The sequence below is a fragment of the Pseudomonas sp. IT-232MI5 genome (genome assembly GCF_949767845.1).
Classification (GTDB): domain Bacteria; phylum Pseudomonadota; class Gammaproteobacteria; order Pseudomonadales; family Pseudomonadaceae; genus Aquipseudomonas.
Window position 1 is genome coordinate 671,037 of sequence record NZ_CATKQE010000011.1, and the last position, 23,360, is coordinate 694,396.

At 58.5% G+C, this 23,360-nt stretch carries 27 protein-coding genes; 10 read left to right on the top strand and 17 right to left on the bottom strand.

The features are described from left to right. Nucleotides 1–251 precede the first annotated feature (251 nt). From ACM6JQ_RS11975 to ACM6JQ_RS11985, 3 genes are all read left to right on the top strand, one after another. Nucleotides 252–611, top strand: coding sequence for a hypothetical protein (locus tag ACM6JQ_RS11975; protein WP_007917357.1), 360 nt, complete (start codon nucleotides 252–254; stop codon nucleotides 609–611). A 231-nt stretch (nucleotides 612–842) separates the two neighbouring features. After that, the gene (locus tag ACM6JQ_RS11980) at nucleotides 843–1,037 is read left to right on the top strand and encodes a hypothetical protein (protein WP_007917358.1); all 195 of its coding nucleotides are present in this window, start codon (nucleotides 843–845) and stop codon (nucleotides 1,035–1,037) included. A gap of 102 nt (nucleotides 1,038–1,139) precedes the next feature. Then, nucleotides 1,140–1,322, top strand: coding sequence for a hypothetical protein (locus ACM6JQ_RS11985; protein ID WP_007917359.1), 183 nt, complete (start codon nucleotides 1,140–1,142; stop codon nucleotides 1,320–1,322). On the opposite strand, the gene ACM6JQ_RS11990 is transcribed toward ACM6JQ_RS11985, so the two are convergent. Next, a complete protein-coding gene (locus ACM6JQ_RS11990) occupies nucleotides 1,319–2,380 on the bottom strand; it encodes an AI-2E family transporter (protein ID WP_007917361.1) in 1,062 nt (353 codons plus the stop codon). The genes ACM6JQ_RS11985 and ACM6JQ_RS11990 overlap by 4 nt on opposite strands. 111 nt (nucleotides 2,381–2,491) lie before the next feature. After that, nucleotides 2,492–3,178, bottom strand: a complete 687-nt coding sequence (locus ACM6JQ_RS11995; protein WP_414893862.1) for a cysteine hydrolase family protein — start codon at nucleotides 3,176–3,178, stop codon at nucleotides 2,492–2,494. 188 nt (nucleotides 3,179–3,366) lie between these two features. On the opposite strand from ACM6JQ_RS11995, the gene yegQ reads away from it, so the two are divergent. After that, complete coding sequence (gene yegQ, locus ACM6JQ_RS12000) at nucleotides 3,367–4,698, top strand: tRNA 5-hydroxyuridine modification protein YegQ (protein ID WP_414893863.1); 1,332 nt, start codon at nucleotides 3,367–3,369, stop codon at nucleotides 4,696–4,698. Between the two features lie 236 nt (nucleotides 4,699–4,934). On the opposite strand, the gene ACM6JQ_RS12005 is transcribed toward yegQ, so the two are convergent. Beyond that, nucleotides 4,935–5,801: a LysR family transcriptional regulator gene (locus tag ACM6JQ_RS12005; protein WP_007917367.1), complete on the bottom strand. Its 867-nt coding sequence runs from the start codon at nucleotides 5,799–5,801 to the stop codon at nucleotides 4,935–4,937. A 101-nt stretch (nucleotides 5,802–5,902) separates the two neighbouring features. Here ACM6JQ_RS12005 and ACM6JQ_RS12010 point away from each other — a divergent pair, with 101 nt between their 5' ends. Then, a complete protein-coding gene (locus ACM6JQ_RS12010; protein WP_414893864.1) occupies nucleotides 5,903–6,796 on the top strand; it encodes a DMT family transporter in 894 nt (297 codons plus the stop codon). Nucleotides 6,797–6,958: 162 nt separating this feature from the next. Here the strand turns inward: ACM6JQ_RS12010 and ACM6JQ_RS12015 are convergent, their stop codons facing one another. Beyond that, nucleotides 6,959–7,189 (bottom strand): hypothetical protein, encoded by a 231-nt coding sequence (locus ACM6JQ_RS12015; RefSeq protein WP_123376943.1) that lies wholly within the window; start codon nucleotides 7,187–7,189, stop codon nucleotides 6,959–6,961. Nucleotides 7,190–7,281: 92 nt separating this feature from the next. After that, nucleotides 7,282–7,995, bottom strand: a complete 714-nt coding sequence (locus ACM6JQ_RS12020; RefSeq protein ID WP_095114539.1) for a FadR/GntR family transcriptional regulator — start codon at nucleotides 7,993–7,995, stop codon at nucleotides 7,282–7,284. Nucleotides 7,996–8,341: 346 nt separating this feature from the next. Between ACM6JQ_RS12020 and ACM6JQ_RS12025 the strand changes: the two genes are divergently transcribed. Together ACM6JQ_RS12025 and gudD are read left to right on the top strand one after the other, a co-directional pair. Continuing rightward, nucleotides 8,342–9,688: an MFS transporter gene (locus ACM6JQ_RS12025; protein WP_007917375.1), complete on the top strand. Its 1,347-nt coding sequence runs from the start codon at nucleotides 8,342–8,344 to the stop codon at nucleotides 9,686–9,688. 36 nt (nucleotides 9,689–9,724) lie between these two features. After that, entirely contained in the window at nucleotides 9,725–11,068 is a 1,344-nt protein-coding gene (gene gudD / locus ACM6JQ_RS12030; RefSeq protein WP_414893866.1) for a glucarate dehydratase, read from the top strand. A 128-nt stretch (nucleotides 11,069–11,196) separates the two neighbouring features. Here gudD and ACM6JQ_RS12035 read toward each other — a convergent pair whose 3' ends face one another. After that, nucleotides 11,197–12,069 (bottom strand): LysR family transcriptional regulator, encoded by an 873-nt coding sequence (locus ACM6JQ_RS12035; protein ID WP_414893867.1) that lies wholly within the window; start codon nucleotides 12,067–12,069, stop codon nucleotides 11,197–11,199. Between the two features lie 160 nt (nucleotides 12,070–12,229). Here ACM6JQ_RS12035 and ampC point away from each other — a divergent pair, with 160 nt between their 5' ends. Then, nucleotides 12,230–13,396 (top strand): class C beta-lactamase, encoded by a 1,167-nt coding sequence (gene ampC, locus ACM6JQ_RS12040; RefSeq protein ID WP_414893868.1) that lies wholly within the window; start codon nucleotides 12,230–12,232, stop codon nucleotides 13,394–13,396. Between the two features lie 92 nt (nucleotides 13,397–13,488). Here ampC and ACM6JQ_RS12045 read toward each other — a convergent pair whose 3' ends face one another. From ACM6JQ_RS12045 to ACM6JQ_RS12055, 3 genes are all read right to left on the bottom strand, one after another. Beyond that, nucleotides 13,489–13,755, bottom strand: a complete 267-nt coding sequence (locus ACM6JQ_RS12045; RefSeq protein WP_414893870.1) for a hypothetical protein — start codon at nucleotides 13,753–13,755, stop codon at nucleotides 13,489–13,491. Between the two features lie 16 nt (nucleotides 13,756–13,771). Next, nucleotides 13,772–14,098 (bottom strand): DUF6124 family protein, encoded by a 327-nt coding sequence (locus ACM6JQ_RS12050; RefSeq protein ID WP_414893871.1) that lies wholly within the window; start codon nucleotides 14,096–14,098, stop codon nucleotides 13,772–13,774. 421 nt (nucleotides 14,099–14,519) lie between these two features. Beyond that, nucleotides 14,520–15,083, bottom strand: coding sequence for a DUF4174 domain-containing protein (locus ACM6JQ_RS12055; protein WP_095114544.1), 564 nt, complete (start codon nucleotides 15,081–15,083; stop codon nucleotides 14,520–14,522). A gap of 208 nt (nucleotides 15,084–15,291) precedes the next feature. Between ACM6JQ_RS12055 and ACM6JQ_RS12060 the strand changes: the two genes are divergently transcribed. Further along, on the top strand, nucleotides 15,292–15,756 hold the full coding sequence (locus tag ACM6JQ_RS12060; protein ID WP_007918671.1) for a GNAT family N-acetyltransferase: 465 nt from the start codon (nucleotides 15,292–15,294) through the stop codon (nucleotides 15,754–15,756). Between the two features lie 36 nt (nucleotides 15,757–15,792). On the opposite strand, the gene ACM6JQ_RS12065 is transcribed toward ACM6JQ_RS12060, so the two are convergent. The 4 genes from ACM6JQ_RS12065 to ACM6JQ_RS12080 all read right to left on the bottom strand — a co-directional run bounded on the left by ACM6JQ_RS12065 (nucleotide 15,793) and on the right by ACM6JQ_RS12080 (nucleotide 19,307). Further along, entirely contained in the window at nucleotides 15,793–16,119 is a 327-nt protein-coding gene (locus ACM6JQ_RS12065) for a hypothetical protein (RefSeq protein ID WP_095114545.1), read from the bottom strand. Nucleotides 16,120–16,126: 7 nt separating this feature from the next. Beyond that, nucleotides 16,127–16,912, bottom strand: coding sequence for a sulfite exporter TauE/SafE family protein (locus ACM6JQ_RS12070; RefSeq protein ID WP_034154648.1), 786 nt, complete (start codon nucleotides 16,910–16,912; stop codon nucleotides 16,127–16,129). A gap of 228 nt (nucleotides 16,913–17,140) precedes the next feature. Further along, nucleotides 17,141–18,355: an MFS transporter gene (locus ACM6JQ_RS12075; RefSeq protein ID WP_414893873.1), complete on the bottom strand. Its 1,215-nt coding sequence runs from the start codon at nucleotides 18,353–18,355 to the stop codon at nucleotides 17,141–17,143. Nucleotides 18,356–18,557: 202 nt separating this feature from the next. Further along, nucleotides 18,558–19,307, bottom strand: a complete 750-nt coding sequence (locus ACM6JQ_RS12080; RefSeq protein ID WP_414893874.1) for a hypothetical protein — start codon at nucleotides 19,305–19,307, stop codon at nucleotides 18,558–18,560. Nucleotides 19,308–19,651: 344 nt separating this feature from the next. On the opposite strand from ACM6JQ_RS12080, the gene ACM6JQ_RS12085 reads away from it, so the two are divergent. After that, complete coding sequence (locus ACM6JQ_RS12085) at nucleotides 19,652–20,800, top strand: aldose epimerase family protein (protein ID WP_150751157.1); 1,149 nt, start codon at nucleotides 19,652–19,654, stop codon at nucleotides 20,798–20,800. A 110-nt stretch (nucleotides 20,801–20,910) separates the two neighbouring features. Here the strand turns inward: ACM6JQ_RS12085 and ACM6JQ_RS12090 are convergent, their stop codons facing one another. The 4 genes from ACM6JQ_RS12090 to ACM6JQ_RS12105 all read right to left on the bottom strand — a co-directional run. Continuing rightward, entirely contained in the window at nucleotides 20,911–21,306 is a 396-nt protein-coding gene (locus tag ACM6JQ_RS12090; RefSeq protein ID WP_007918678.1) for a hypothetical protein, read from the bottom strand. Nucleotides 21,307–21,386: 80 nt separating this feature from the next. Further along, entirely contained in the window at nucleotides 21,387–21,650 is a 264-nt protein-coding gene (locus tag ACM6JQ_RS12095) for a PAAR domain-containing protein (protein WP_414893875.1), read from the bottom strand. A gap of 198 nt (nucleotides 21,651–21,848) precedes the next feature. Continuing rightward, entirely contained in the window at nucleotides 21,849–22,166 is a 318-nt protein-coding gene (locus ACM6JQ_RS12100; RefSeq protein WP_095114547.1) for a hypothetical protein, read from the bottom strand. Next, a partial coding sequence (locus ACM6JQ_RS12105; protein WP_414893876.1) for an RHS repeat-associated core domain-containing protein occupies nucleotides 22,163–23,360 on the bottom strand: 1,198 nt, incomplete at its 5' end. The genes ACM6JQ_RS12105 and ACM6JQ_RS12100, both read right to left, overlap by 4 nt.

Here is a 23,360-nt window from a genome sequence, read left to right on the forward strand (position 1 = left end):
TTCTCCTTCAAACGCACTTTCGGATAAACGGGATTAGCCAGCCCATCGGCTTCTGAACGATCATTGAGGCCTGTTTTAAACGGGTTCTTTGCCCCTCGCACGGCCCGGTAAAGAAGCCGGTACAGACCTTACACAAAATTTACCCAGCGGCTGTGCTGATTTTCAGAATTTCGCTGTCTTAGAAGTATCCCCGCGACAACTGTGGGCCTGGTGCAGGCCCTGCCGCCGGGTCGAAGAACCGAGGACTTATCATGATTCGTAAACTCCCCATTCTGGCCTTGCTGATTGGCGCACTCGCTGTCACAGGTCAGGCAGAAGCCGGTGGTGGCCACGGCTGGCAAGGCCCTGCGGTGTTTGGCGCGATCGTCGGCTCGGCCATCATCGGCTCGGCACTGATCAACCAGGATCGGCCGGTATACGTGCAACAACAGCCTGTTTATGTTCAGCCACAACCGGTCTACGTGCAGCAGCCGCCACCACCGGTTTACTACCAGCCGGCGCCGGTGTACGTGCAACAACCGGTGTACATCCAACAGGCCCCCGTCTACTACGGCCCGCCTCGCGGTTATTACGGCCGGCCACATGGCTACTACGGTGGCCCACGCTGGTAACCGAAACACGAAAGCCCCGCTTTTATAGCGGGGCTTTTTTATGACCGTTGGTCGGCCAGCGTCTGAAAAAATCTCGCCAAGGTCGCTGTGAGGACAGTTTCACCGGCTAAAGTCGGCATGATTGAGTGACCGTTATGTACATTTACGCAAAACGGTCACTCGTTTGTCATGACGGAACCGCAATCTGAATCCGTCCGTAAACAACAAGTTGATAACAACAAGGACGACTGTATGCCAACACAAAACCCGCACCGCATCGTCGGCCTGTGCACCTCAAGCAAGGTGTACGGCGCGCTGACAGAACTCAAGCACCTGGAAGGCCATCGCTGCGCCAAGTTCCTTTCGCTGCTGGCGGAAAACCTCGTGCACAAAGGTTTGCTCAACGAACGCGAAGTCATGCACATGCTCGATCAAGTGGTCGATTGAGCCAGCCCTCAACGGCATCAATGACCACTATCGAAAGCGTTGATTGTCCGTAGAAGCGACGACTCATTAAGGTAGCTCCATTGATAGATGGAGATACCCGTCATGGCTCAGGTTCAAATCATGTCCGTTATCGGCAGCGCCGTTCCCGCCTCGCTCAGAGCCTCGGGCCTGCTTGCCTGCTGGTATCTGATGCGCGACGGTGAAGCGATCAGCGGCCCGCTCACTTCGCTGCCCGCTGCGCAGGCACTGTCGCAGAAGATCGTCAGCGAGCCGTTTCACGCTTAAGGCAGTTGCACCTTAGGCTTGGTTTCGGCGAACAGCGCCCAGCTCGACATGAACAACGCCGCGATCAGCGGGCCGATCACAAAACCATTCAGGCCGAATACCGCAAGGCCACCCAGAGTCGAGATCAGAATCATGTAATCGGGCATTTTGGTGTCCTTGCCCACCAGAATCGGTCGCATCACGTTGTCCACCAACCCGATCACAAACACCCCAAACAAGCCCAGCACCACGCCCTGCCAGATCATCCCGCTGAGCAGGAAATACACCGCCACCGGCGCCCACACAATCCCCGCGCCCACTGCTGGCAGCAACGACAAAAACCCCATCAAGACCGCCCACAGCAAGGCGCTGGGGATATCGAGAAACCAGAAAATCGCTCCGCCCAGCGCGCCTTGAGTCACCGCGACTACGAGATTGCCCTTCACCGTCGCGCGTACCACGCGGTTGAACTTCAACTGCAAGCGCCGCTTGTGGCCTTCCTCCAGTGGCACGGCAGTGCGCACCTTGCGCGCCAGTTCGGCGCCGTCACGCAGAAAGAAAAACAGCAGATACAGCATGATGAAGAAACTCACCACGAACTCGAACGTACCTTGGCCAAAACTGAACGCTTGAGTGGCCAGCACCTGACTGCCCTGCATCGCCGATTTGACGATTTTCTCGCGCAGGCCATTGAGTTCGCCCATGCCGAAGCGGTCGAGCAAGTGCTGAAAGTACGGCGGCAGACTGTGCTTGAATTGCGCCAGATACGCGGCGATGTCCAGCTCGCCGCTTTCGATGCTCTTGTAGACCGCTGCGCCTTCCTGCACCAGCAGCACACTGAGGATGATCACCGGCAGAATCGCGATCACCAGGCAGACCGCCAAGGTACACAGGGACGTCAGGTTGCGCTGCCAGCCGAATTTCGCCTGCAGCCGGCGCTGCATCGGCGCAAACACAATGCCGAGAATCACCGCCCAGAACACCGCGCCGTAGAACGGCAGGAGGATCCAGATAAACGCCACCGTGACCAGCAACAGCAGCACGGTGAGGGATTTGAATTGAAGGCTTTTTTCGTTCATGTCCGATCCATGTCAGTCAGGCGTCATGCACGCCCCGATGCTTAGTCAACCGGGGCCTGCACGAGTGCCATCTTTATTCATGGAGCATAGTTGCGGATCAGCGCAAGCCGATTAACGAACCGGCAACTTGACGATTTCAGCCGTGCTCAGCACATCGCCGAAGGTGTCCTCGACTTCCGCCAGTGCGGCTTTGTGCAAGGCATCCTTGTCGATGGATGTGCCATTAACGCGGGTGATCGCACGGGTCGCCGAGGCGTCGGAGGCGACGATCACGCTGTAACCGAGTGGCGCCGCGTCCCGCGCGGCACCGGCGACGCAAGCGTGGGTCATCAGGCCCGCGACGATGACCGTGTTGATGCCGGATTGCTTCAGCCGCTCGTTCAGATCGGTGCTGCCGAACACGCTGACCGTGGTCTTTTGCAGCACCGCATCCTTCGCGCGTGGCTGCATGTCCGGGTGAAATTTCACGGTTTCGCCATCGATGGCAAACACCGCCGAGCCTGCCGGGGCGATATGTTGAACGTGGTACACGGGGATCTTGTGGCTGTCGGCAAACGTGATCAACTCACGGGTTTTCGCCAACGCAGCGGCACCGTCCGGAATCGGCATCCTGCCGGTGAAGTATTCGTTTTGAAAATCGATCACCAACAAGGCGGACTTGCCGGCCGGTAACTGGCTGACCGGTGTGGCCCCGGACATTGCGCGAATGGTCGGATGGTTGTCTGCCAGTGCACCGGTGCTGGCCAACACACCGGAAAATGCACAGGCGCTGAGGAAACGACGGGTAAAACGTTGCATGGCGAGTGCCTCTGTTCAGTTAAGTGATGAACAAAGCTTAAGCAGCCGCCAGACCGTCGAACACAGTGAAACCGGCACATGATTTGTGCTGTTTCTGCACAAACAGAAACTGCCAAAACCTAGATCCAGATCAATGCTCGCGATTGGTACCCGTTCTACCCTGCCGCGCTTTTACGACCGACACCGCCATGACGCCGACCCTCGCCACCCCCGAACTGCTCGCCCCCGCCGGCACCCTGAAAAACATGCGCTACGCATTCGCCTATGGTGCCGATGCGGTCTACGCCGGCCAACCGCGCTACAGCCTGCGGGTGCGCAACAATGAATTCGATCACGCCAATCTGGCACTGGGCATTCGCGAAGCCCAGGCGCAGGGCAAGCGCTTCTATGTCGTCGTCAACATCGCGCCGCACAACGCCAAGTTGAAGACCTTCCTCAAGGATCTGGCGCCGGTGATCGAGATGGCGCCGGATGCGCTGATCATGTCTGACCCGGGCCTGATCATGCTGGTGCGCCGGCATTTCCCGCAGATGCCGATCCACCTCTCGGTGCAGGCCAATACGGTGAACTGGGCGAGCGTCGAGTTCTGGCAACAACAGGGTTTGAGCCGGATCATCCTGTCGCGGGAATTGTCGCTGGAAGAAATCGGCGAAATTCGCGAACAAGTGCCGGGCATGGAACTGGAAGTGTTCGTTCATGGCGCACTGTGCATGGCCTACTCCGGGCGCTGCCTGCTGTCGGGTTACCTGAACAAACGCGATGCCAATCAGGGCACCTGCACCAACGCCTGTCGCTGGAAATACTCGGCGCAAGCGGCCACGGAAAATCAACTCGGCGACATCGTCCAGACCTTCCAGCCCGAGCCGACCCTGGGCCTCGGCGCTCCTACCGATCAGGTGTTCCTGCTACAGGAAGCCAACCGCCCCGATGAATTGATGCCGGCATTCGAAGACGAGCACGGCACCTACATCATGAACGCCAAGGACCTGCGCGCAGTGCAGCACGTCGAGCGCCTGACGCGCATGGGCGTGCATTCATTGAAGATTGAAGGCCGGACCAAATCGCACTTCTATTGCGCACGCACCACGCAGGTGTATCGCCGGGCGATTGATGATGCGGTGGCCGGGCGTGAGTTTGATCGCAGCCTGATGACGGACTTGGAGTCGCTGGCGCAGCGTGGCTACACCGAGGGTTTTCTGCGTCGGCATGTGCATGACGAGTACCAGAACTATCAAAATGGCAGCTCGGTGTCGGAGCGTCAGCAGTTTGTGGGTGAGCTGACAGGGGAGCGGCGTGAGGGGCTGGCCGAGGTCAAGGTGAAGAATCGTTTTGGTCTTGGTGATCATCTGGAATTGATGACACCCGCGGGCAATTTTCATTTTGATCTGCGTGAGTTGCAGAGTGTTAAGGGTGAGGCGATCGAGGTGGCGCCGGGGGATGGGCACACGGTTTTTGTGCCGATTCCGGAGGCGGTGGATTTGCGGTTTGGGTTGTTGATGCGGGATATCGGTGTTGCCTGAAAAGGCCCCTCACCCTAGCCCTCTCCCAGAGGGAGAGGGGACTGATTGGGGGATGTTGGAGAGGTTCATCGACCTGAACGTGCTGCGCCGAATCCATAATCGACTTTTCTGATCAAGCACACTGGACTCGGTTGAATCTATATTCAACACGGTGTTTCAGGTCGGCGTATAGCGCATGACAACTCGGTCGGCCCCCTCTCCCTTTGGGAGAGGGCTGGGGTGAGGGTCGGCGCTTCCTACACACTAAACTCCTCCCGCAACATCGCCACAAACGCCTCCCGCGCCGGATGCACCCCGGCGTTTTCATGCCAGTAAAACAGGTTGTCGACGGCCGTCAGCTCAGCAAACTCATACCCCACACACCCAGCCCCTTTCGCGTACTGCTCAAACACGCCCTTGGGCACCAACGCCACCCCCGCCCCGGCACTTACACAACCGACAATCGCGCCATAACTGGCGAGACTGACGATCGGCAGCGACAGCCCCTGACGCAACAACCAATGCTCCAGCGCCGCCCGATACGGACAACCCTGCGGCCACATGAACACGGTTTTGTCCTGCAGGTCTTCGATGCCGCGCACTGGCCCGAACGAGGTCGACGCGATCAACAGCAATTCTTCGCGATACATCGGCGTGCGCCTGAGCTGTGAACGTTCGACATCCACCGCGACAATCGCCCCGTCGAGACGATGGCTGACGGTGTCATCGAGCAACTGCCCCCAAGTGCCCGTGGTGAGTTCCAGCGCCACCTGCGGATAGCGCTGGTGAAACTTCGCCAACAAGCGCGGCAAGCGCCCGGTCGCCGAGGACTCGATCGCACCGATGCGCAAGGGCCCGGACGGCTCGGCCGAGGGGTCCACTGCACGTTTCGCTTCAACGGTCAGCGCCAGAATCTTTTCCGCATAGGCGAGAAACGTCTGCCCCGCCGGGCTGATGCGCAACCCGCGCCCCTCACGCAGAAACAACGCAACGCCCAACTCGGCCTCGAGTGCCTTGATCCGCGCGGTGATGTTCGAGGGCACGCAAAACAGCTTTTCCGCCGCCCGCGCGATGCTGCCGACCTCGGCCACGGTCTTGAACATACGGATTTGCGCCAGCTCCATATTCATCACTCTGAGTGAACATTTGACGCAGTATAAGTCAGTTGTGGCGAATGATTGGCGGCCCGGATACTCGGCGCATCGACACCACCGAGCGCCCGATCATGCCGCACCCTTCCCCGTGGAAAATCCTCTTGGCGATGGCCTTTGTCGTTGGCTGCTGGGCGTATTCGCCGACCGGCATTCACATCGGTCTGCAAGCCTACGACCCCGGGCATCTGGCATTGCTGCGCTTTCTGTTGGCGTCGTTGTTCATGGCGTTGATCGCCGTTTTCAAAGGCATGCGCCTGCCGCACTGGCGCGATGTGCCGCTGTTGTTCGCCCTGGGTTTTTTCGCCGTCAGCCTGCATCACGTCGCACTGAACATCGGCCAGCAAAGTGTCAGTGCCGGCGCTTCCAGCGTGTTGGCGCAATCGAGCCCGTTGTTCAGCACGTTGCTGGCGCGATTCGTGTTCAAAGATCAGGTCAGCGCCTGGCGCTGGGGTTGTGTGTTGCTCGGCTTTGTCGGTGTGGTGATTGTGGTCAGCGGCGATAAGGGTCTGGGCGATATCGATGCGCATGCCCTGCTGATCCTGCTGGCGGCCGTTTCATGGAGCGTTTACTTCGCCCTGCAAAAGCATCATGCGCGGCGTTACGACGGCTTCAGTCTGGCGTGTTACGCGGTGTGGTCGGGGACGTTGATGCTGCTGATTTATCTGCCCGGGCTGGGTCAAGCCTTGCTGAATGCGCCGCTGCGGGTGCAGTGGGCGGTGTTGGCATTGGGCGTGTTTCCCAGTGCGCTGGCCTATCTGGCGTGGGGGTTTGTGCTCCAGCATGTGGATTTGAGCCGGGCGACGATGACGTTGTATCTGATTCCGCCAACGGCGATGGGGATTGCGTCGGTCGGGTTGGCGGAGCGGCCGACGTTGCTGATGCTGGTGGGGTCGGTGGTGGTGTTGATCAGTGTGTTGGCGTTGAATCTGGAGCGGCGGGTTGGGGGTGTTCGGGCAGCGATCTGATCAATGATTGTTGTTGAGGCAAATGCCGACATCGCTGGCAAGCCAGCTCGCACAGGGTTCTATGGTGAACATAGTTTTCAGGTACATCCGCATAACCTGTGGGAGCTGGCTTGCCAACGATGAGGCCAGCCCAGACAACACATTAATCAAGGCAATCGCCGATCAGCGCCGATCATCCGACAACGGCGTCGGCTCATCCGCCGGCGGTACATCGTCATCCGCCGCCGGATCCTTCCAGTCTTCGGGCCGATCAGCATCGCTCAACGGATCACGCCCTGGGGGCATGCCCATCGGTGAATCGTGATCGGCCAGGGTCGGTTCATCGGTACCCGGCATCGGCCGGGTTGGATCGGTTGGCAGCACACCACCCTGAAACAGCAAATCATTAGCCATGACACACCTCACCAAGGAGGTCCGGAATACCCGGGCCGTACAACTTGGAATCAGGCCCGCGGGCGGCGTGCTATCGAACAGACCGACGGCGTTCAACCTTGCGCGGAAAAACGGTCGCGGCTGTTGGTCAGGTGCAACCACATGGCTGCCCGCGCGGCATCCGCATCCTGACGTTTGATCGCATTCAGAATCGCCTCATGCTCCAGATGGGCCAGTTGCCCGAGTTTGCTCAAATCCGCCGCGCCACGTTCAGCAGCATTGAGCCGGTTACGCGGAATCATCGCACTGCCCAGGTGTTGCATGATCTCGCTGAAGCAGACGTTGCCGGTGGCCTCCGCGATCAGCAGATGAAAGCGCCGATCGGCCTCGACACAGCTGTCGTTGTTGTCGAGCAGCCGTTGATAGTCATCCAGCGCCTGACGCATTTGCAGCAATTGCGGCTCCGTGCGCCGCTGCGCCGCGAGCGCCGCCGCTTGTGTTTCCAGGCCCAGACGCAATTCAAGAATGCTGCGCACGCCGAGCGCCGTGTCGACGTTAAGGCGCAAGCCCTGCTCCGCCGCGCGCTCGATGACAAACGTGCCGATGCCGTGGCGCGTCTCGACCAGCCCCGAAGCCTGCAATTTGGAAATCGCCTCGCGCACCACCGTGCGGCTGACGCCATGTTCCTGAACGATGGCGTTCTCCGAGGGCAGCTTGTCGCCGGGTGACAGCTGGCCGAGCAGGATGCTCTGGGTGAGTTTCTCCACCAGATCATGGGCGAGGTTGTGCGCACGTTTGCGAGCGGGAGCGTCGAAGTCTTCTTGCATGGTTGGTTCCGGTGATCGGGGCTTGCCGATCGTAGCATCGCGCGTGGGGCTTACAAGATTGATTTTAGCGGACCAACTTGTATGACAACACTCAAATTAATCGAAATGATTTGATACTTCCCAGACGAACAGAGCCGCACAACCGTAGGAAGCCTTCACTTCTCAAAAGCCATAACACCCAGCAATCATTGAACATCCGTGTAAAAAAGCATAAAAAACCGGCTTTCCAGAGAAAATTAATCGGCCTTCCCCACTTGTAGGACAAAAATTCTCAGTTGTATGATGTCTAGCAACAACGCAGCACCTGCCCTACCCCGCATAAAAATAATCAGTGGGAGAAAACCAAGTGAAAACCTCCGTCTCCGGGATGAACGAGGGCGTCGATTCGACACTCGCGTCGGCCATCTCGAAAGTGAAACGCCACGTCCTGCCGCTCTTCGTGATCATGTTCATCGTCAATTACATTGATCGGGTGAACATCGGTTTCGTCCGCACCCACATGGAACACGACCTCGGTATTGGTGCCGCCGCTTACGGCTTCGGCGCCGGGTTGTTCTTCATCGGTTACGCGCTGTTTGAAGTCCCCTCCAACATGCTTTTGCAGAAAGTCGGCGCACGCATCTGGCTGACCCGCATCATGTTCACCTGGGGCCTGGTTGCCGCCGGCATGGCGTTCATCCAGAACGAAACCCACTTCTACGTATTGCGCTTTTTGCTCGGCGTGGCCGAGGCCGGGTTCTTTCCCGGGGTGATCTACTACTTCACCCGTTGGCTGCCCGGCGCCGAACGCGGCAAGGCGATTGCGATTTTCCTCAGCGGCTCCGCCGTGGCCTCGTTGATCTCCGGCCCGTTGTCCGGCCTGCTCCTGCAGATCAACGGGCTGGGCATGCACGGCTGGCAATGGATGTACTTCATTGAAGGGATGTTCTCGGTGTGCCTGTGCGTCTTCGTCTGGTTCTGGCTCGACGCCAAACCTCACGATGCGAAATGGCTGAGCCGCGCCGAACAGGACGCATTGGTCAACGCCATCGACGCTGAACAAAAAGCCCGCGAAGCCGCGACGCCGATCCGGCCATCCATGGGCAAACTGCTCAAGGACCGCCAGATCATCCTGTTCTGCCTGATCTACTTCTTCATTCAGTTGACCATCTACGCGGCAACCTTCTGGCTGCCGAGCATCATCAAGAAAATGGGCGAGATGAGCGACTTCCAGGTCGGCCTGTTCAACTCGATTCCGTGGTTGTTGTCGATCATCGGCATGTACGCCTTCGCTTCGTTCTCGGCCAAGTGGAAACACCAGCAGGCGTGGGTCGCCACCGCCCTGTTGATCGCCGCAGCGGGGATGTTCATGTCCACCACCGGCGGGCCGATCTTCGCCTTCGTTGCGATCTGCTTTGCGGCGCTGGGCTTCAAATCCGCGTCGTCGCTGTTCTGGCCGATTCCGCAGGCCTATCTGGATGCACGCATCGCCGCGGCGGTGATCGCGTTGATCAACTCGGTGGGCAACCTTGGCGGCTTCGTCGCGCCGACCACGTTCGGCCTGCTCGAAGAACACACCGGCTCGATCCAGGGCGGCCTCTATGGTCTGGCCGCGACCTCGATCATTGCCGCGATCATTGTCTTCTTCGCACGCACCACGCCGAAACCTGCTGCCGACATCGCCGTGGTCGAGACCGCGCCGAAACACGCCTGACGTCCATTTTTAAGATTGCGTATTAAGGATAAGAACATGACTGCACACGACACCGCCAAAGCCCCGATCATCACCGAAATGCAAGTCATCCCCGTGGCCGGCCACGACGGCATGCTGCTCAATCTGAGCGGCGCCCACGGGCCGTTTTTCACCCGCAATATCGTCATTCTCAAAGACAACGCCGGCCACACCGGCGTCGGTGAAGTGCCCGGTGGCGAGCGTATTCGCCAGACCCTGGAGGACGCGCGCAGCCTGGTGGTCGGCAGCCCGATTGGCACTTGGCAGAAGATCCTCAATCAAGTGCGCCAGACTTTCGCCGACCGCGATGCCGGCGGTCGTGGTCTGCAGACTTTTGACCTGCGCATCACCATCCACGCGGTCACCGGTCTCGAAGCCGCGCTGCTCGATTTGCTCGGTCAGCATCTCGATGTACCGGTGGCGGCATTGCTCGGCGAAGGTCAGCAACGCGATGAAGTGAAGATGCTCGGTTATCTGTTCTACGTTGGTGATCAGCGCGAAACCGATCTCGCCTATCGCAGCGAACCGGACGCCGACAACGACTGGTTCCGCGTGCGTCACGAGAAGGCCATGACTGCCGAGGCCGTGGTGCGCCTCGCCGAAGCGGCCCATGCCAAGTACGGTTTCAAGGACTTCAAACTCAAGGGCGGCGTGCTCAGCGGCGATGCCGAAATCGAAGCGGTGACAGCGCTGGCCGAACGTTTTCCCGAGGCGCGCATCACCCTTGATCCGAACGGTGCGTGGTCACTCAAAGAAGCTATTCGTTTGTGCCGCGATCAGCATCATGTACTCGCCTACGCCGAAGACCCGTGCGGTGCGGAAAACGGTTATTCGGGCCGTGAAGTGATGGCCGAATTTCGCCGCGCTACAGGGCTGAAAACCGCCACTAACATGATCGCCACTGACTGGCGTGAAATGGGTCATGCGATCCAGTTGCAGTCGGTGGACATTCCACTGGCCGACCCGCACTTCTGGACCATGCAGGGTTCGGTGCGCGTGGCGCAGATGTGCCATGAATGGGGCCTGACCTGGGGTTCGCATTCCAACAACCACTTCGACATTTCGCTGGCGATGTTCACCCATGTCGCCGCTGCTGCGCCGGGCGAGATCACCGCGATCGACACCCACTGGATCTGGCAGGACGGCCAGCGTTTGACCAAGGCGCCGCTGCAAATTGTCGACGGTCTGGTGCAAGTGCCGAAGAAACCGGGGCTGGGTGTCGAACTGGACATGGACCAGGTGGCCAAGGCTCATGAACTCTATAAAGGCATGGGCCTCGGCGCGCGGGATGACAGCGTCGCGATGCAGTTTTTGATTCCGGGGTGGAAGTTCGATAACAAGCGGCCGTGTCTGGTGCGCTGAACCTGATCTCCAATCCACCACGGTCCCTGTAGGAGTGAGCCTGCTCGCGATAGCGGTGTGTCAGTCAAAATTGATATCAACTGACACACCGCTATCGCGAGCAGGCTCACTCCTACAAGGGTTTTGCGTTAACCAGAGATTTGCAGCAGCCAGGTTTTGAACGCACTCATCGCCGCCGTTTCCGGCCGCGACTGCAACCGCGTCAACCAGTAACTCCCCGTCGTAATCTCAATCGCAAACGGCTGACAAATCGCCTCCGCCGCCAGTTGCCGGGCGAACATCAGCGGTGGCGCCAGCGCCACCCCGCTACCCTGCAAAGCCGCTTCCATCATCGCCAGCGATGAATCAAACACGATGCTCTGCGGCGGTGCTGCCTGCGTCGCCAACCCGGCAGCCTGAAACCATTCCGGCCATTCATCGGTGCGATAGGAACGCAGCAGTGTTTGCTGCAACAAATCTCCCGGCGAATGCAATTGCCGGGCGATCTCCGGCACGCACAACACCGACAGCGGCGCCTCGAGCAAACGCGTCGCTTCGATGCCATGCCACGCCCCGGCGCCAAAGCGGATCGCGTAATCCAGCCCTTCCGCCGCGACATCCACGCGGTTGTTGTTGGTCGACAGCCGCAAATCTATGAGCGGATGTTTCGCCCGGAAGTCCGCCAGCCTCGGCAACAGCCAACCCACGGCGAAGGTACCGACCGCGCCGACCGTCAACATTTCGCGGTACTGTCCACCGGCAAGGCGTTCGAGAATCTGCGCGATGTGATCGAACGAGGTGCTCAGCACGGGCAGCAAAGTTTCGCCTTCACTGGTCAGCATCAGCCCACGGGGCAGGCGTTTGAACAGGGTGACGTTGAGTTGCGCTTCCAGGCTTTTGACCTGATGGCTGACAGCAGCCTGGGTGACGCACAGCTCCACGGCCGCGCGGGTGAAACTCAAATGACGTGCGGAGGCTTCAAAGGCGCGCAGTGCGTTGAGCGGCAATTGCGGTCGAATCATGCCCAGTCCCAAATTTTTCTAATGGCTCGTGCGAGTTTTCATCGTTTGTCGATTAGCGTCGCGCTGACTAAATTGGCGGCGCTGATCAGTCGCCCAACGAAGAAATCGCCCGCAGTGTAGCGGGATAACGTCATCAACACTCATGGAGAGTGGTTCACCCATGTCATCCATTCAATCGAGCAAAGTCATTCCTTGCGCCGCTTTCGGCCTGTTTTTCGGCGCCACATCCTGTTTCGCCGCTGCGCCCGATGCTGCGCAGCTGCAAGCATTGGTCAACGACGCGGTAACGCCCGTGATGCAGCAGCAGAACATTCCCGGCCTCACCGTAGCGCTGACCGTCAACGGCAAGGTGCATTACTTTAACTACGGCGTCGCCAGTAAAGACACCGCGCAAAAAGTCAGCGAAAACACCCTGTTTGAAATCGGCTCGGTGAGCAAAACCTTCACCGCCACCCTCGCCGGTTACGCCCAAGCGACTGGCAAACTCGACCTGTCGACCAAGGCCAGTCAGCTCTGGCCTGATCTGAAAGGCAGCGCTTTTGACAACATCAGTGTGTTGCAACTGGGCACCTACAGCGCCGGTGGTTTGCCGCTGCAATTCCCGGACAACGCGGATTCGTCTGACAAGATGCTCGGCTATTTCCAACAGTGGAAACCGGTTCATCCGGCAGGCAGCCATCGCCAGTACTCCAACCCGAGTTTGGGTTTGTTCGGTTATCTGGCGGCGAAAAGCCTCGGCCAGCCGTTTGATCAGGCAATGACGCAAACCCTGCTGCCGAAACTCGGTTTGCAGCACACCTACCTCAGCGTGCCTGCCGCGCAAATGGAGCTGTATGCACAGGGCTATGACAAGAACGGCAAACCGGTGCGCGTCACGCCCGGTGCGCTTGACTCGCAGGCCTATGGCGTGAAAACCAGCGCGGTGGACATGCTGCGTTACGTTCAGGCCAACCTGAAACCTGAAACGCTGGAAGCGGTACTGCAAAAAACCATCGCCAACACCCACACTGGTTACTACACCGTTGGCGACATGACCCAAGGCCTGGGTTGGGAAATGTACCGCTACCCGCTCAGCCTCGAGCGTTTGCTGGCCGGCAACTCGACGGAAATGGCCATGGAAGCACACAAGGTGCAGTGGCTGAATCCGCCGCGACCGCAACCGGATGACGTGCTGATCAACAAGACCGGCTCGACAGGTGGCTTCGGCACGTATGTAGCGTTTGTGCCGAGCAAGAACGTTGGCATCGTGATCATGGCCAACAAGAACTTTCCGATTCCTGAGCGGGTGAAGATCGCCCACAAAATCCTCAGCGCTGTCACTGACTGAAAATCAAAAGATCGCAGCCTGCGGCAGCTCCTACAGGATCGGGTTTTCACTCGGTCAATGTAGGAGCTGCCGCAGGCTGCGATCTTTTGTCTTTAAAGCTGCGCCTGCAACTTCCAGCCGATGACATCCATTAAGTCGCAACTGTCCCGCAACGGAATCGCCATCACCCGGGCGAAATCCTGCAGCAGCAAGGTGTCATGTCCCTTGCCATCCCCCAGCGCCAGGGTCTCCATCAATTGCGTCACACAGCGCAAACGGTAGGCCGCTGTGCCGTGCAGCACATCCGCAGGTGCTTCGCTGTCGATCAACAGACTGGGAATCTTGCAGTCGATCCCGGTAATTGGAATGTATCGAGCCATGTATGAACCTCCCTGTTCAGTGTTGCGTCGCTGGCGGCGGATCGAGATTGTCCAGCGCACGGTTGACCAGCAACTCGCCGAGCACCGCCAACTGCTGAATCGACAGGGCGAGACTGCGCGCTGAACCTTGCAGTTCAGCGGCAAGGTCTGTGGTCAGGACATTGAGTGAGGCGAGGGTTTCGCAAGCGTGGCAGAGCAGCGTCGGGGTATCGATATCGGGGAGGATGGTGAAGAGATGGCTGATGGGATCGGGGTGACGGGGGTTGCGCAAGCGGGGGTTGTTGGCGTCGAAGGATCCTGAATCCATGGGGGATTCGGGAGGACTTGGAGTATGTTTTTTCATTAGTAAATCCTCGGGACATTCAAAGAAAAAACTGCCGAACTCACTTCCACGAGAGGGTGGCAGCTTTGCGCAGGGGTGGAAGTCCGGGGAAACCCGAGGAACCCGGTGCACTCGAGAGTGCTCCTGCGCATCGCTGCCATAATCAAACAATGTTGGCATAAAAACCACCAACATGTGTTTACAGGCGCAATGCGCTCTCGGGAATCACCGGACTTCCACATCCGACCACTGTGTTTTGCAGCGGCCAAAGAAGACTACCCCTCCTCACCCAAGCCCACCAGTTCACCACCGCCGCCGCGACTTGCAGGAAAAATCCGACGAGGTTGAAGGGCTTTGCGTCGCAGCATGCAGAAACAGAAAAGGGGCGAGAAGATTGAATCCTCTCGCCCCTTTGACGTGAAATCGTCTCTACAACAACCGATCAATCATCCGGCATTTCCGGCGGCTTGGCTGGTTTCGCAGGCTTGGTCGGTTTGGCGTTCTTCGCGCCTTTTGCAGGTTCCGGCGTAGCAGCAACCGGCGCTTGAGCCGCAGCGGCCGCTTCTTTCTCGGCCATCGGCATGGCATCGATGGTGTCGAAGATCTTCTTCAAATCCACCGCTTTCGCCTCATCCCCAGAAGCCGAGAGTTTGGTCTCGCCGTCCTTGCCCACCAGGAACACTTTCGGATAGGCCCCAGCGCCCAGTTTCAGCGAGCGCAGCAGCGCCATGGTGTCTTGCTGGCCCATGTCCTTGCCGTCGAGTTGACCGGACATGTTGAGGATGGTGTAGACCTTAATGTTGCGGTCGGTGACGCCCTTTTTGTTGGCGGGATCCTCCAGCGACTTTTTCAGGGCTACCCACACGGGGTCGACAGTGCTTTGTGCGATCACGATCAGCGGTCGGGCGCGGCCCATGTCCCCGGCGATGGGCGAATCGTTGTCAGCGGCGAACAAGGGGCCGGCAATCGCCAGCAAGAGTGTCAGGGTCAATGACCTGATGAGCATGCGCATCTCCTTTTGATATCCACGCTCTAATGATTGCGCATCGTGGCGATTGTTCCGGGACAACCCGGCAAATATCTTCCGCCTAGTCAGAAGCTTAGGACAGGCGCGACATTGCGCAACATATCCGAGGTGATCGCAACGCGGATTTGATTACCTTTTATGACCGCATTAGGGTGGCAGTTCTGCCCATGAAATGGAGTTCACCCGCATGCACATCGATTACCTGTGCGATCACCCCGAATTGATCGAAGAACTGGCCACGCTCAACTTCGAGGAGTGGGGCGAGTTTCGTCCCGGACAAACCGTCGAGGACCGTATCGAACACATGCGCGAGTCCTGCGGCAAACGTGCCGTGCCGAGTGTCGTGGTAGCGCTAGAGGGTTCGCGACTGCTGGGCGGTGCGCTGCTGATCGAAAGTGATCTGAAGCTGCGCCCGAACCTGACGCCGTGGCTGGCAGGCGTTTATGTGAAGGCTGAGGAGCGCGGTCGCGGGATTGCTTCGCAACTGGTCAATCGAGTGGTTGCAGAAGCGGCGGCGCTGGGCGTGCCCGAGTTGTATCTGTATACCGACACGTCGCAGTCGCTGTATGCGCGACTGGGTTGGGAAGTGGTTGAAGAGCTGGTCTACGACGATTTGCCGGTGACGGTGATGAAATACGTCATTGAGCGTTAACCCGTGGTGAGGCGGCGCGCCGCAAGCTGTGCCGCCTCACTCCAGCGCTGAATCGAGCACGGAGAGCAATTCTGAAGGATCGACAGGTTGTCCACCGAGCTTGAGCTCACCGCTGTCGAGTTCAACACTCAACCTCACCGACGACCGATCGCCCGGGTATTTGCGCAACACCAACTCGATGCCATTGCCCGTCTCGTCAGCGGTACCGAGCAAATCCCACAGGCTCTCGCTCAGATCCAGCAGCACTCGCTGGTGCTGCAAATCGACCACCCGCGGCGCGTACAGCCAATGGCTCATGCGCATCTCACGCGGTGAGACGGTGATCGCGAGACGGCCTTCGCAGTGGACAGTGGTTTCACTCATGGCCGGATCAGAACGCCAGTTTGTAACCGATCAGCACCAGCATCGTCGCCAGGCACGGGCGCAGCACTTCATCGGAAATGCGTCCGGTCAGGTGGCTGCCGAGCCAGATGCCTGGCAGCGAGCCGACCAGCAAGAAGCCCAGCACACCCCAATCCATATTGCCCATGCTCGCGTGGCCAAGGCCTGCAACGAGGGTCAGCGGCACGGCGTGAGCGATTTCAGTGCCGACCAGACGGCGGGTCGGCAGCAGCGGATAGAGGATAAACAGCGCAACGGTGCCGAGGGCGCCCGCACCGATCGAGGTCAGGGCAACCATGGTGCCGAGGATCAGACCAGTGATCACGGTCATCACGTTCAACCGCGAACCGCTCGGGTTGTAGTTGCCGCCAGCGCGTTTGTGGGCGAAGTCGAGCAAGCGTTTCTTGAAGAAGATCGCCAGCGCCGTGGCGAACAGGACGAAACCCAGCGCCTGTTTGATGATGGCGTTCATCGCGTCCGGCGCGGTGTGCAGGGTGCTGAGGAACCACAGAGTCATGGCCACCGCAGGCACGCTGCCGAGGGTCAGCCAACCGGTGATGGCCCAGTCGATGTTCTTGTTCTTGCGGTGAACGAGGACGCCACTGGATTTGGTAATGGCGGCGTACAGCAGGTCAGTGCCCACCGCCGTTGCCGGGTTGATGCCGAACCACAGCAGGATCGGCGTCATCAACGAACCACCGCCGACACCGGTCATGCCGACGATAAACCCCACTACCAGCCCGGCAATCACCAGGCCGAAATTTGCCAATTCCATTAAACCGTCCAGAAAAACGACAGGAAAAATCTGGCCCGCAGCATAGCGATTTTTCTTATAACCACATATATCGATGCGGTCTATCGTTATGCCATATCGAATTCACCAGCGCTTTACTGTAGGAGTGAGCCTGCTCGCGATAGCGGTCTATCAGTGACGGATACAGTGACTGACCCTCCGCTATCGCGAGCAGGCTCACTCCTACAGGGTCAGGTGGTGGATGCAGATTCAGTGCACCCTTCGGCCAGGTTTGAAGCTGTGGTTTTTGTTGATCCACACCGTGGCCAGCGCGATCAGCGACAGAATCAGCAACGCCCACGGAAACGACATCGCCCCCGCCCGATCCAGCAACAACCCGCCAAACAACCCGCCCCCGGCGATCGCCACGTTCCAAGAGGTGGTGAGCATTGCTTGCACCACGTCGACGTGATCACCAGCCGAGTCCGCCGCCGAGGTCAGCAGCAAAGTGGCCGAGCCGCCAAACGACAAGCCCCACACCGCCATGCAGGCATAAATGATCAGAGGCGACGGCGCTGCCAATGCCAGAACCAATGCCGTCAGCGCAAACACCGCGAGGCTGATCAGCGTCAGCCAGCGCAGCCAGCGATCAACCAGCATGCCAATAATCCAGATCCCCACCAGCGAACACAGGCCAAACACCAGCAGCACCAGATCGACCCGGTCAGCCAGCCCGGCCTGCATCAGAAACGGCGCGATGTAGGTGTAGAGAATGTTGTGTCCGAGCATCCACGTCAGCACCACGAACAGCACCGGCCGCACGCCCGGCAGGCGCAGCGATTCTAGCAGCGGCAGACGCTCGTCACTGGCCTGCCCCGGACGATCCGGCACGGCGATAACAATCCACGCGGCCAAAAACAGCGCCAGCGCCGACATGATCCCGAACGACGCGCGCCAGCCGATCAGATTGCCCAGCCACGTCCCCGCCGGCGTGCCCAGTGACAACGCCACCGGCGTGCCAAGCATGGCAATCGCCAGCGCCCGTCCCTGTTGATGCACCGGCACGATGCCACGCGCATAACCGGCCATGATCCCCCACGACAACCCCGCCGCCATCCCGGCGAGAAAACGCGAAGCCAGGGTCAGGCCGTAATGGCTGGAGAATGTGGTGACAGTGTTGAATATCAGAAACCCGCCGACCGTCATCAATAACACCCGGCGCCGAGGCCAGCCGCGCGTGGCGACAGTCAGCGGAATCGCCGCGACAATCGAACCCAGTGCATACAGCGTCACCAGTTGCCCGGCGAGTACTTCACTGACGTTGAGCCCGGCGCCGATTTGCGGCAGCAGCCCGGCGGGCAGGGTTTCGGTGAGGATGGCAATGAAACCGGTCATGGCGAACGCCAGCAACGCGGCATAAGGCAGTTTGTCGGCACGGGCGGTGCGGTCGACGCGGCTGAAATCGGCGCTGGCGGGGTCGGTCATGACGGGGGCGGCTCCATTTTGATCAATAGCGGTGACGGATTGTATACAAAAACAACCTTCACTATTCGATCAATGTGGGAGCTGGCTTGCCAGCGATGAGGCCAGGTCAGGCAACACTGCTTTGCTTGACCCACCGCTATCGCTGGCAAGCCAGCTCCCACAGGGTTTTGTGGTGAATTGATCATCACCGCCCAAACAGAACTCACTGCACCGGCAAGAAATTCAGGAACAGCAAACTCTGCGCGTAGTTAAGGCCGATCCGCCGGTAACGCTCATCAAGCATCTGCGTGATCAGATCCAGTCGCGCAACGATTTTGCCGAACTCGGTGGCGAAGCTCAGGTTGCTGCCCTCCTCCGAGATCTCATTGGAAAACAGCAGCGGCTGACCTTCCTTGTTCTGTCGCTGGGACAAGATCCACGTGGCTTTTTCGATATTGCGTGCGGCGTTGTGAACGAACGTCGGGTTGATCGCGTCCGTCATATAGAACTCGGTGCGATTGCCATGGGCGGTGACCAGCATGCTGCCGATGGCATAGATGAACGCGCCGACGCGGTCACCGAGAAACTCCGGGCTCATCGCATAGCTCAGCGCCGCCAGATCCTTTCGACCACCCAACACCGGCAGCGGCTGTTGCTGCTCTACGGCCATCCGCACCTGCTTCACAGCGGCATGGATGTTGAGAAAGCCTGACTTGCGCAGCTCGTCCGGGTTGCGCAGGTACAGCTTGGCTTGCAAGCGATAGAGGCTGCTGAGGTTGTCGCGCATCGCCAGCGTGGCCATGCGGTCGACGCTGGTCTGCAGGAACTCCTGCGGCTTCCCTTCACGCATCTGATTGAAGAAGCCGTTGCCGTCCTGGTGACTGCAACCGCTGAAAAACAGCAACGACAAACACGCCAGCAACAGGCACGGGCGGCGGAAAAAAGCAGCGATCAGGGCAAAAACTCTCGGCATGAAATCTCGAACAGGCACATTCCTGTGCGGCGGGAGTCACCGCATCCTGGCCATGGATAGAGCCGCCGATTGCGAAAAAGTGCAGTGGTGCGCACGACCAGCCGACCTTCGGTGCTTACCCCAAAAGCAATTAGTCTGTCTTTATTGTTGAAATAAACGATTAATCAACTATAAATCTTGATTGCAAACACAAATAGCATGACTAGTTACGCTGTAGGAGCTGCCGCAGGCTGCGATTTTTTGACCTTGCCTTTGAAAACCAAAATCAAAAGATCGCAGCCTGCGGCAGCTCCTACACGGCATCGGCGCCATTTTGAAAACAACAACAAAAAGGAAGGTCAACCATGCTTCAATCCCGTCACCTGCTCTCCGGCCTCGGACTGTCCCTGATGATCGCCACCCTCTCCGCCAACGCGGCCGGCCTCAGCGCCGAACACAAAGCCTTCGGTAAAACCAATGACGGCACGCCCGTCGAGCAATACATCCTGCGCAACAGCCACGGCATGCAAGCCACCGTCATCACCTACGGCGCGACCCTGCAATCGCTGAAAGTCGCCGACAAGCACGGCAAGTTCGACGACGTCGTACTCGGCTTCGACGATGTGCAGGGCTATCAGAAAGGCACCGCTTACTTCGGCGCAACCATCGGCCGCTTCGGCAATCGCCTCGCCGAAGGCGCGTTCGAACTCGACGGCAAGCGCTATCAAGTGCCGCAGAACGACAAGACCAACGCGCTGCACGGCGGCACGCTGGGCTTCGACAAGAAAGTCTGGAAAGCCCAGGAAACCAAGGACAAGGACTCAGTCGGCGTGACCCTGACCTATCTGTCGGCTGACGGTGAAATGGGCTTCCCCGGCAACCTCACCACCGAAGTGACCTATCGCCTCACCGACAACAACGAACTGCGCATCGACTACAAGGCCAGCACCGACAAACCGACCGTGCTCAACCTGACCAACCACAGCTACTTCAACCTCGCCGGCGCCGGCAATGGCGACATCCTCAAACAGGTCGCCACCCTGCACGCCAGCCATTACACCCCGGTCACCGCCAAGCTGATCCCGACCGGCGAACTGGCACCCGTGGCCGGCACGCCGATGGACTTCAGCAAACCGACCGCAATCGGCACGCACATCAAAGCGGATCATCCGCAGCTGAAATTTGCCGAGCCGAAACAAGGTGGGTTTGATTTCAACTGGGCGCTGGATACCAAGGGCGATATTGGCAAAGTTGCGACTGAGGTGAGTGACCCGCAGTCCGGTCGCGTGCTGCAGTTGTTCACCACGGAACCGGGTGTGCAGTTCTATACCAGCAACTTCCTCGACGGTACGGTCAAGGGCAAGGGTGGCAAGGTGTATCCGCACTGGGGCGCGTTTACCCTGGAGACTCAGCATTATCCGGATTCACCGAATCAGCCGGACTTCCCGAGCACTCGGCTTGATCCGGGGCAGACTTACAGCCACAGCGTGGTGTTGAAGTTCTCCGCGAAATAACCTCCAACGCTGATCGTTCCCACGCTCCGCGTCCCTTCGCGAACTGGAACGCGGAGCGTCCCTTGAGGCATTCCATTGTTGCGCGTGGGAACGATCAATCACCAAGGAGATTACAGACCCACACGCTCCAATCCCTGACGCATGCCTTGATCCGCCTGCTCGCACCACTGCTTCAGCGTCAGACTCGGCGGCAGATTGGCCTCCAGGGTTTTGTATTGACCATCGTCCAATACTTCACCCTTGCGACCATGGGCCTCGTTCTTATCGCCGTCGCTCTTGTCCATCTGCCCTGGAATACCAGCAACAAACGCCACCATTTTATTGGCGTTCGTAGCGCTTTCAGCTTTCAGGAAACCTTTGTCGACGCAATGGTTAATCAGACCGGACATGTTGCGCCCAGTGTCGTACATCCCTTTCAACGTAGCGGCGTCCGGTCCTTCTGCGTGAGCAACATTGACGGTGCCGAGAGCGGCGGTCAGTGCGAGGATCAAAGCGGTGTTCTTCATGTTTATTCCTTTAATGGATGAAGCCAGGTTGTTTACTTGCAGTATTCCTGAGGGCGAACGAAGAGCTCACCCTCGCGGATTCAACTGACCACCGCTCCTTTCGGGCCACTGGCAATCAGCGCGGCCCCGCAGGCGGTTTTCATGCCGTCCAGCGCGATGGGGGTGCCATCGACGGCGTAGGTGCTGCTGCCCTCGGCAATTGGAAAAATGCCTTTGCACAGAGGACAGCTGACTTTGTGGCCAACCCCGGCGATGGGCTTGCCGTTTAGGTCGGTCAGGGAAAAGGCTTCGAGGACTTTGCCACCGTGAGTGGTGGAGTCGCCCAAGCGAATGGCGTCTTTCATGTTGTCATTCCTTTGACTACGAGGGTTGACTGCAGCCTCGATCAATTTCGCGGCTTTCGGCCACCAATGGCAGAGAGTTTTATCAGAGGCAGGTTGCGTTTAATCAACCTTCAAAAACGTGGCCTGCCCCTGATATATTTCATAAATTTTTAGAGATTAAAAAGTGGCTATTCGGCTGCAATTTGACCGAGAGTCAACCTATACGCGGAAGGCCTCATTTAAGCCAACCTCTTCATCCTCGTCCCCATCTTCAAGACACCTGAAATTTCTTCCATTGAGTGCTTTTTTAAGTAGGGCGTACAGTTCTGCTGATTGGAAATTCACTTGGAGCCACAGGGATTCATCATCCCCATAAATGAGACGAGTATCGTAAGCCCCACTGCTATTCAACGAGTGATCCTTCAAATAAAGATCACCGTCGCCCGAGCGAACACAAGCACTACTAGCTTTAACAATGTCGATGACATGCTGGGCTGTAGAGCTGTCGTCAAACACCAATTTGTATTCATAACTCATGATCCGTGTGGTCTCCCTCGGACAGCTGGTAAATCGGCAGGATTACGAATGCCAATGTGAGTTTTATTAGGATCGGTGGAAACTTTACCCTCATCATCCAGTTGATGATTGGACGGATCCTGTTTATGGATGTGTGCATTGTTGCCAGATTTGTGAGGGCAGGCATTCAAGTTTCCGTACTTGTGAACCCTGACCTCTGAACCGTCTGCATGCTTCCAGGTTTCGTTAACCCCATTGTCTTTGGTTTTCGAAAATCCGGCGCTGTTCAACGTTCTACCGGCGCGAGGAATACTCGTACCTTTCATCCGAGGTAGATCAGAAGAGGCGGAAAGGCCAAGTGGATCAATCCACTCCAGCGGGTTAGGTACGTAATGATAAAGGTTCAGTCCACCAGCCAGCCCAATCGGGTCCTGTGAAATGAAACGCCCTACCTCAGAATCGTAGTATCGGTAGCGATTGTAATGCAGCCCCGTCTCATGATCGTGATACTGCCCCTGGAACCGTATCGGGTTCATCACGCCATGCTGCCGCGCCCACTCCGAGCGCTGCTCCGTCACCTGCCCCCACGCCTTGTACTGCGCGGTCCAGGCAAGGTTGCCTTGCGAGTCCGTCAATTCCTGCGGCGTGCCGAGGTGATCACACTGATACCAGGCCAACGCATCAAACGGTAAAGCCGTTGCCTTGTGATTCCATACCGGGTCGTCATCGAGGCTGTATTCACCACTGTAATCCGGCAGCCTAATCAGATCGATCGGCGCGTGCCGCACAGCCTGTGCCACAGGGACAAAAGTCCCCGGTTCGAAGACGTAGTGCACCGTGCGACCCGGTTCGCCATCGCTTTGCGTTGGGCTGCTTTCAAAGGCGAGGTTGTCGCCATCCCAACCATACAAGGTAAAGCCGCAGCCGAGTTCGCGTTGTTTGCGCGCGTGTTCGTTTCTGTTCCAGAGAGAGCCGGCTTCTGGACGCTGTTTGTAATGCGCGCGGGAATTTTTGTGCAGGCGTCGTCCCAGTGCGTCGTAGGCGAAGTCAACGTTCAGACGCGGATCTTCGAAATGCACCAATCGATCAAACAGATCCCAACGCAGGTCGCTGCGTTGGCCGTTGTGCCAGCGCTGGATCTGGTTGCCGCGTTCGTCGTATTCGTAGTGGGTGCCGGCGTATTCGCGCAGCAGGTTGTCGACGAGTTTGCTGCGC

Coding starts and splice junctions, on each gene's coding strand:
- ACM6JQ_RS11975 (WP_007917357.1), top strand. CDS start 252: ATGATTCGTAAACTCCCCATTCTGGCCTTGCTGATTGGCGCACTCGCT.
- ACM6JQ_RS11980 (WP_007917358.1), top strand. CDS start 843: ATGCCAACACAAAACCCGCACCGCATCGTCGGCCTGTGCACCTCAAGC.
- ACM6JQ_RS11985 (WP_007917359.1), top strand. CDS start 1,140: ATGGCTCAGGTTCAAATCATGTCCGTTATCGGCAGCGCCGTTCCCGCC.
- ACM6JQ_RS11990 (WP_007917361.1), bottom strand. CDS start 2,380: ATGAACGAAAAAAGCCTTCAATTCAAATCCCTCACCGTGCTGCTGTTG.
- ACM6JQ_RS11995 (WP_414893862.1), bottom strand. CDS start 3,178: ATGCAACGTTTTACCCGTCGTTTCCTCAGCGCCTGTGCATTTTCCGGT.
- yegQ (WP_414893863.1), top strand. CDS start 3,367: ATGACGCCGACCCTCGCCACCCCCGAACTGCTCGCCCCCGCCGGCACC.
- ACM6JQ_RS12005 (WP_007917367.1), bottom strand. CDS start 5,801: ATGGAGCTGGCGCAAATCCGTATGTTCAAGACCGTGGCCGAGGTCGGC.
- ACM6JQ_RS12010 (WP_414893864.1), top strand. CDS start 5,903: ATGCCGCACCCTTCCCCGTGGAAAATCCTCTTGGCGATGGCCTTTGTC.
- ACM6JQ_RS12015 (WP_123376943.1), bottom strand. CDS start 7,189: ATGGCTAATGATTTGCTGTTTCAGGGTGGTGTGCTGCCAACCGATCCA.
- ACM6JQ_RS12020 (WP_095114539.1), bottom strand. CDS start 7,995: ATGCAAGAAGACTTCGACGCTCCCGCTCGCAAACGTGCGCACAACCTC.
- gudD (WP_414893866.1), top strand. CDS start 9,725: ATGACTGCACACGACACCGCCAAAGCCCCGATCATCACCGAAATGCAA.
- ACM6JQ_RS12035 (WP_414893867.1), bottom strand. CDS start 12,069: ATGATTCGACCGCAATTGCCGCTCAACGCACTGCGCGCCTTTGAAGCC.
- ampC (WP_414893868.1), top strand. CDS start 12,230: ATGTCATCCATTCAATCGAGCAAAGTCATTCCTTGCGCCGCTTTCGGC.
- ACM6JQ_RS12045 (WP_414893870.1), bottom strand. CDS start 13,755: ATGGCTCGATACATTCCAATTACCGGGATCGACTGCAAGATTCCCAGT.
- ACM6JQ_RS12050 (WP_414893871.1), bottom strand. CDS start 14,098: ATGAAAAAACATACTCCAAGTCCTCCCGAATCCCCCATGGATTCAGGA.
- ACM6JQ_RS12055 (WP_095114544.1), bottom strand. CDS start 15,083: ATGCTCATCAGGTCATTGACCCTGACACTCTTGCTGGCGATTGCCGGC.
- ACM6JQ_RS12060 (WP_007918671.1), top strand. CDS start 15,292: ATGCACATCGATTACCTGTGCGATCACCCCGAATTGATCGAAGAACTG.
- ACM6JQ_RS12065 (WP_095114545.1), bottom strand. CDS start 16,119: ATGAGTGAAACCACTGTCCACTGCGAAGGCCGTCTCGCGATCACCGTC.
- ACM6JQ_RS12070 (WP_034154648.1), bottom strand. CDS start 16,912: ATGGAATTGGCAAATTTCGGCCTGGTGATTGCCGGGCTGGTAGTGGGG.
- ACM6JQ_RS12075 (WP_414893873.1), bottom strand. CDS start 18,355: ATGACCGACCCCGCCAGCGCCGATTTCAGCCGCGTCGACCGCACCGCC.
- ACM6JQ_RS12080 (WP_414893874.1), bottom strand. CDS start 19,307: ATGCCGAGAGTTTTTGCCCTGATCGCTGCTTTTTTCCGCCGCCCGTGC.
- ACM6JQ_RS12085 (WP_150751157.1), top strand. CDS start 19,652: ATGCTTCAATCCCGTCACCTGCTCTCCGGCCTCGGACTGTCCCTGATG.
- ACM6JQ_RS12090 (WP_007918678.1), bottom strand. CDS start 21,306: ATGAAGAACACCGCTTTGATCCTCGCACTGACCGCCGCTCTCGGCACC.
- ACM6JQ_RS12095 (WP_414893875.1), bottom strand. CDS start 21,650: ATGAAAGACGCCATTCGCTTGGGCGACTCCACCACTCACGGTGGCAAA.
- ACM6JQ_RS12100 (WP_095114547.1), bottom strand. CDS start 22,166: ATGAGTTATGAATACAAATTGGTGTTTGACGACAGCTCTACAGCCCAG.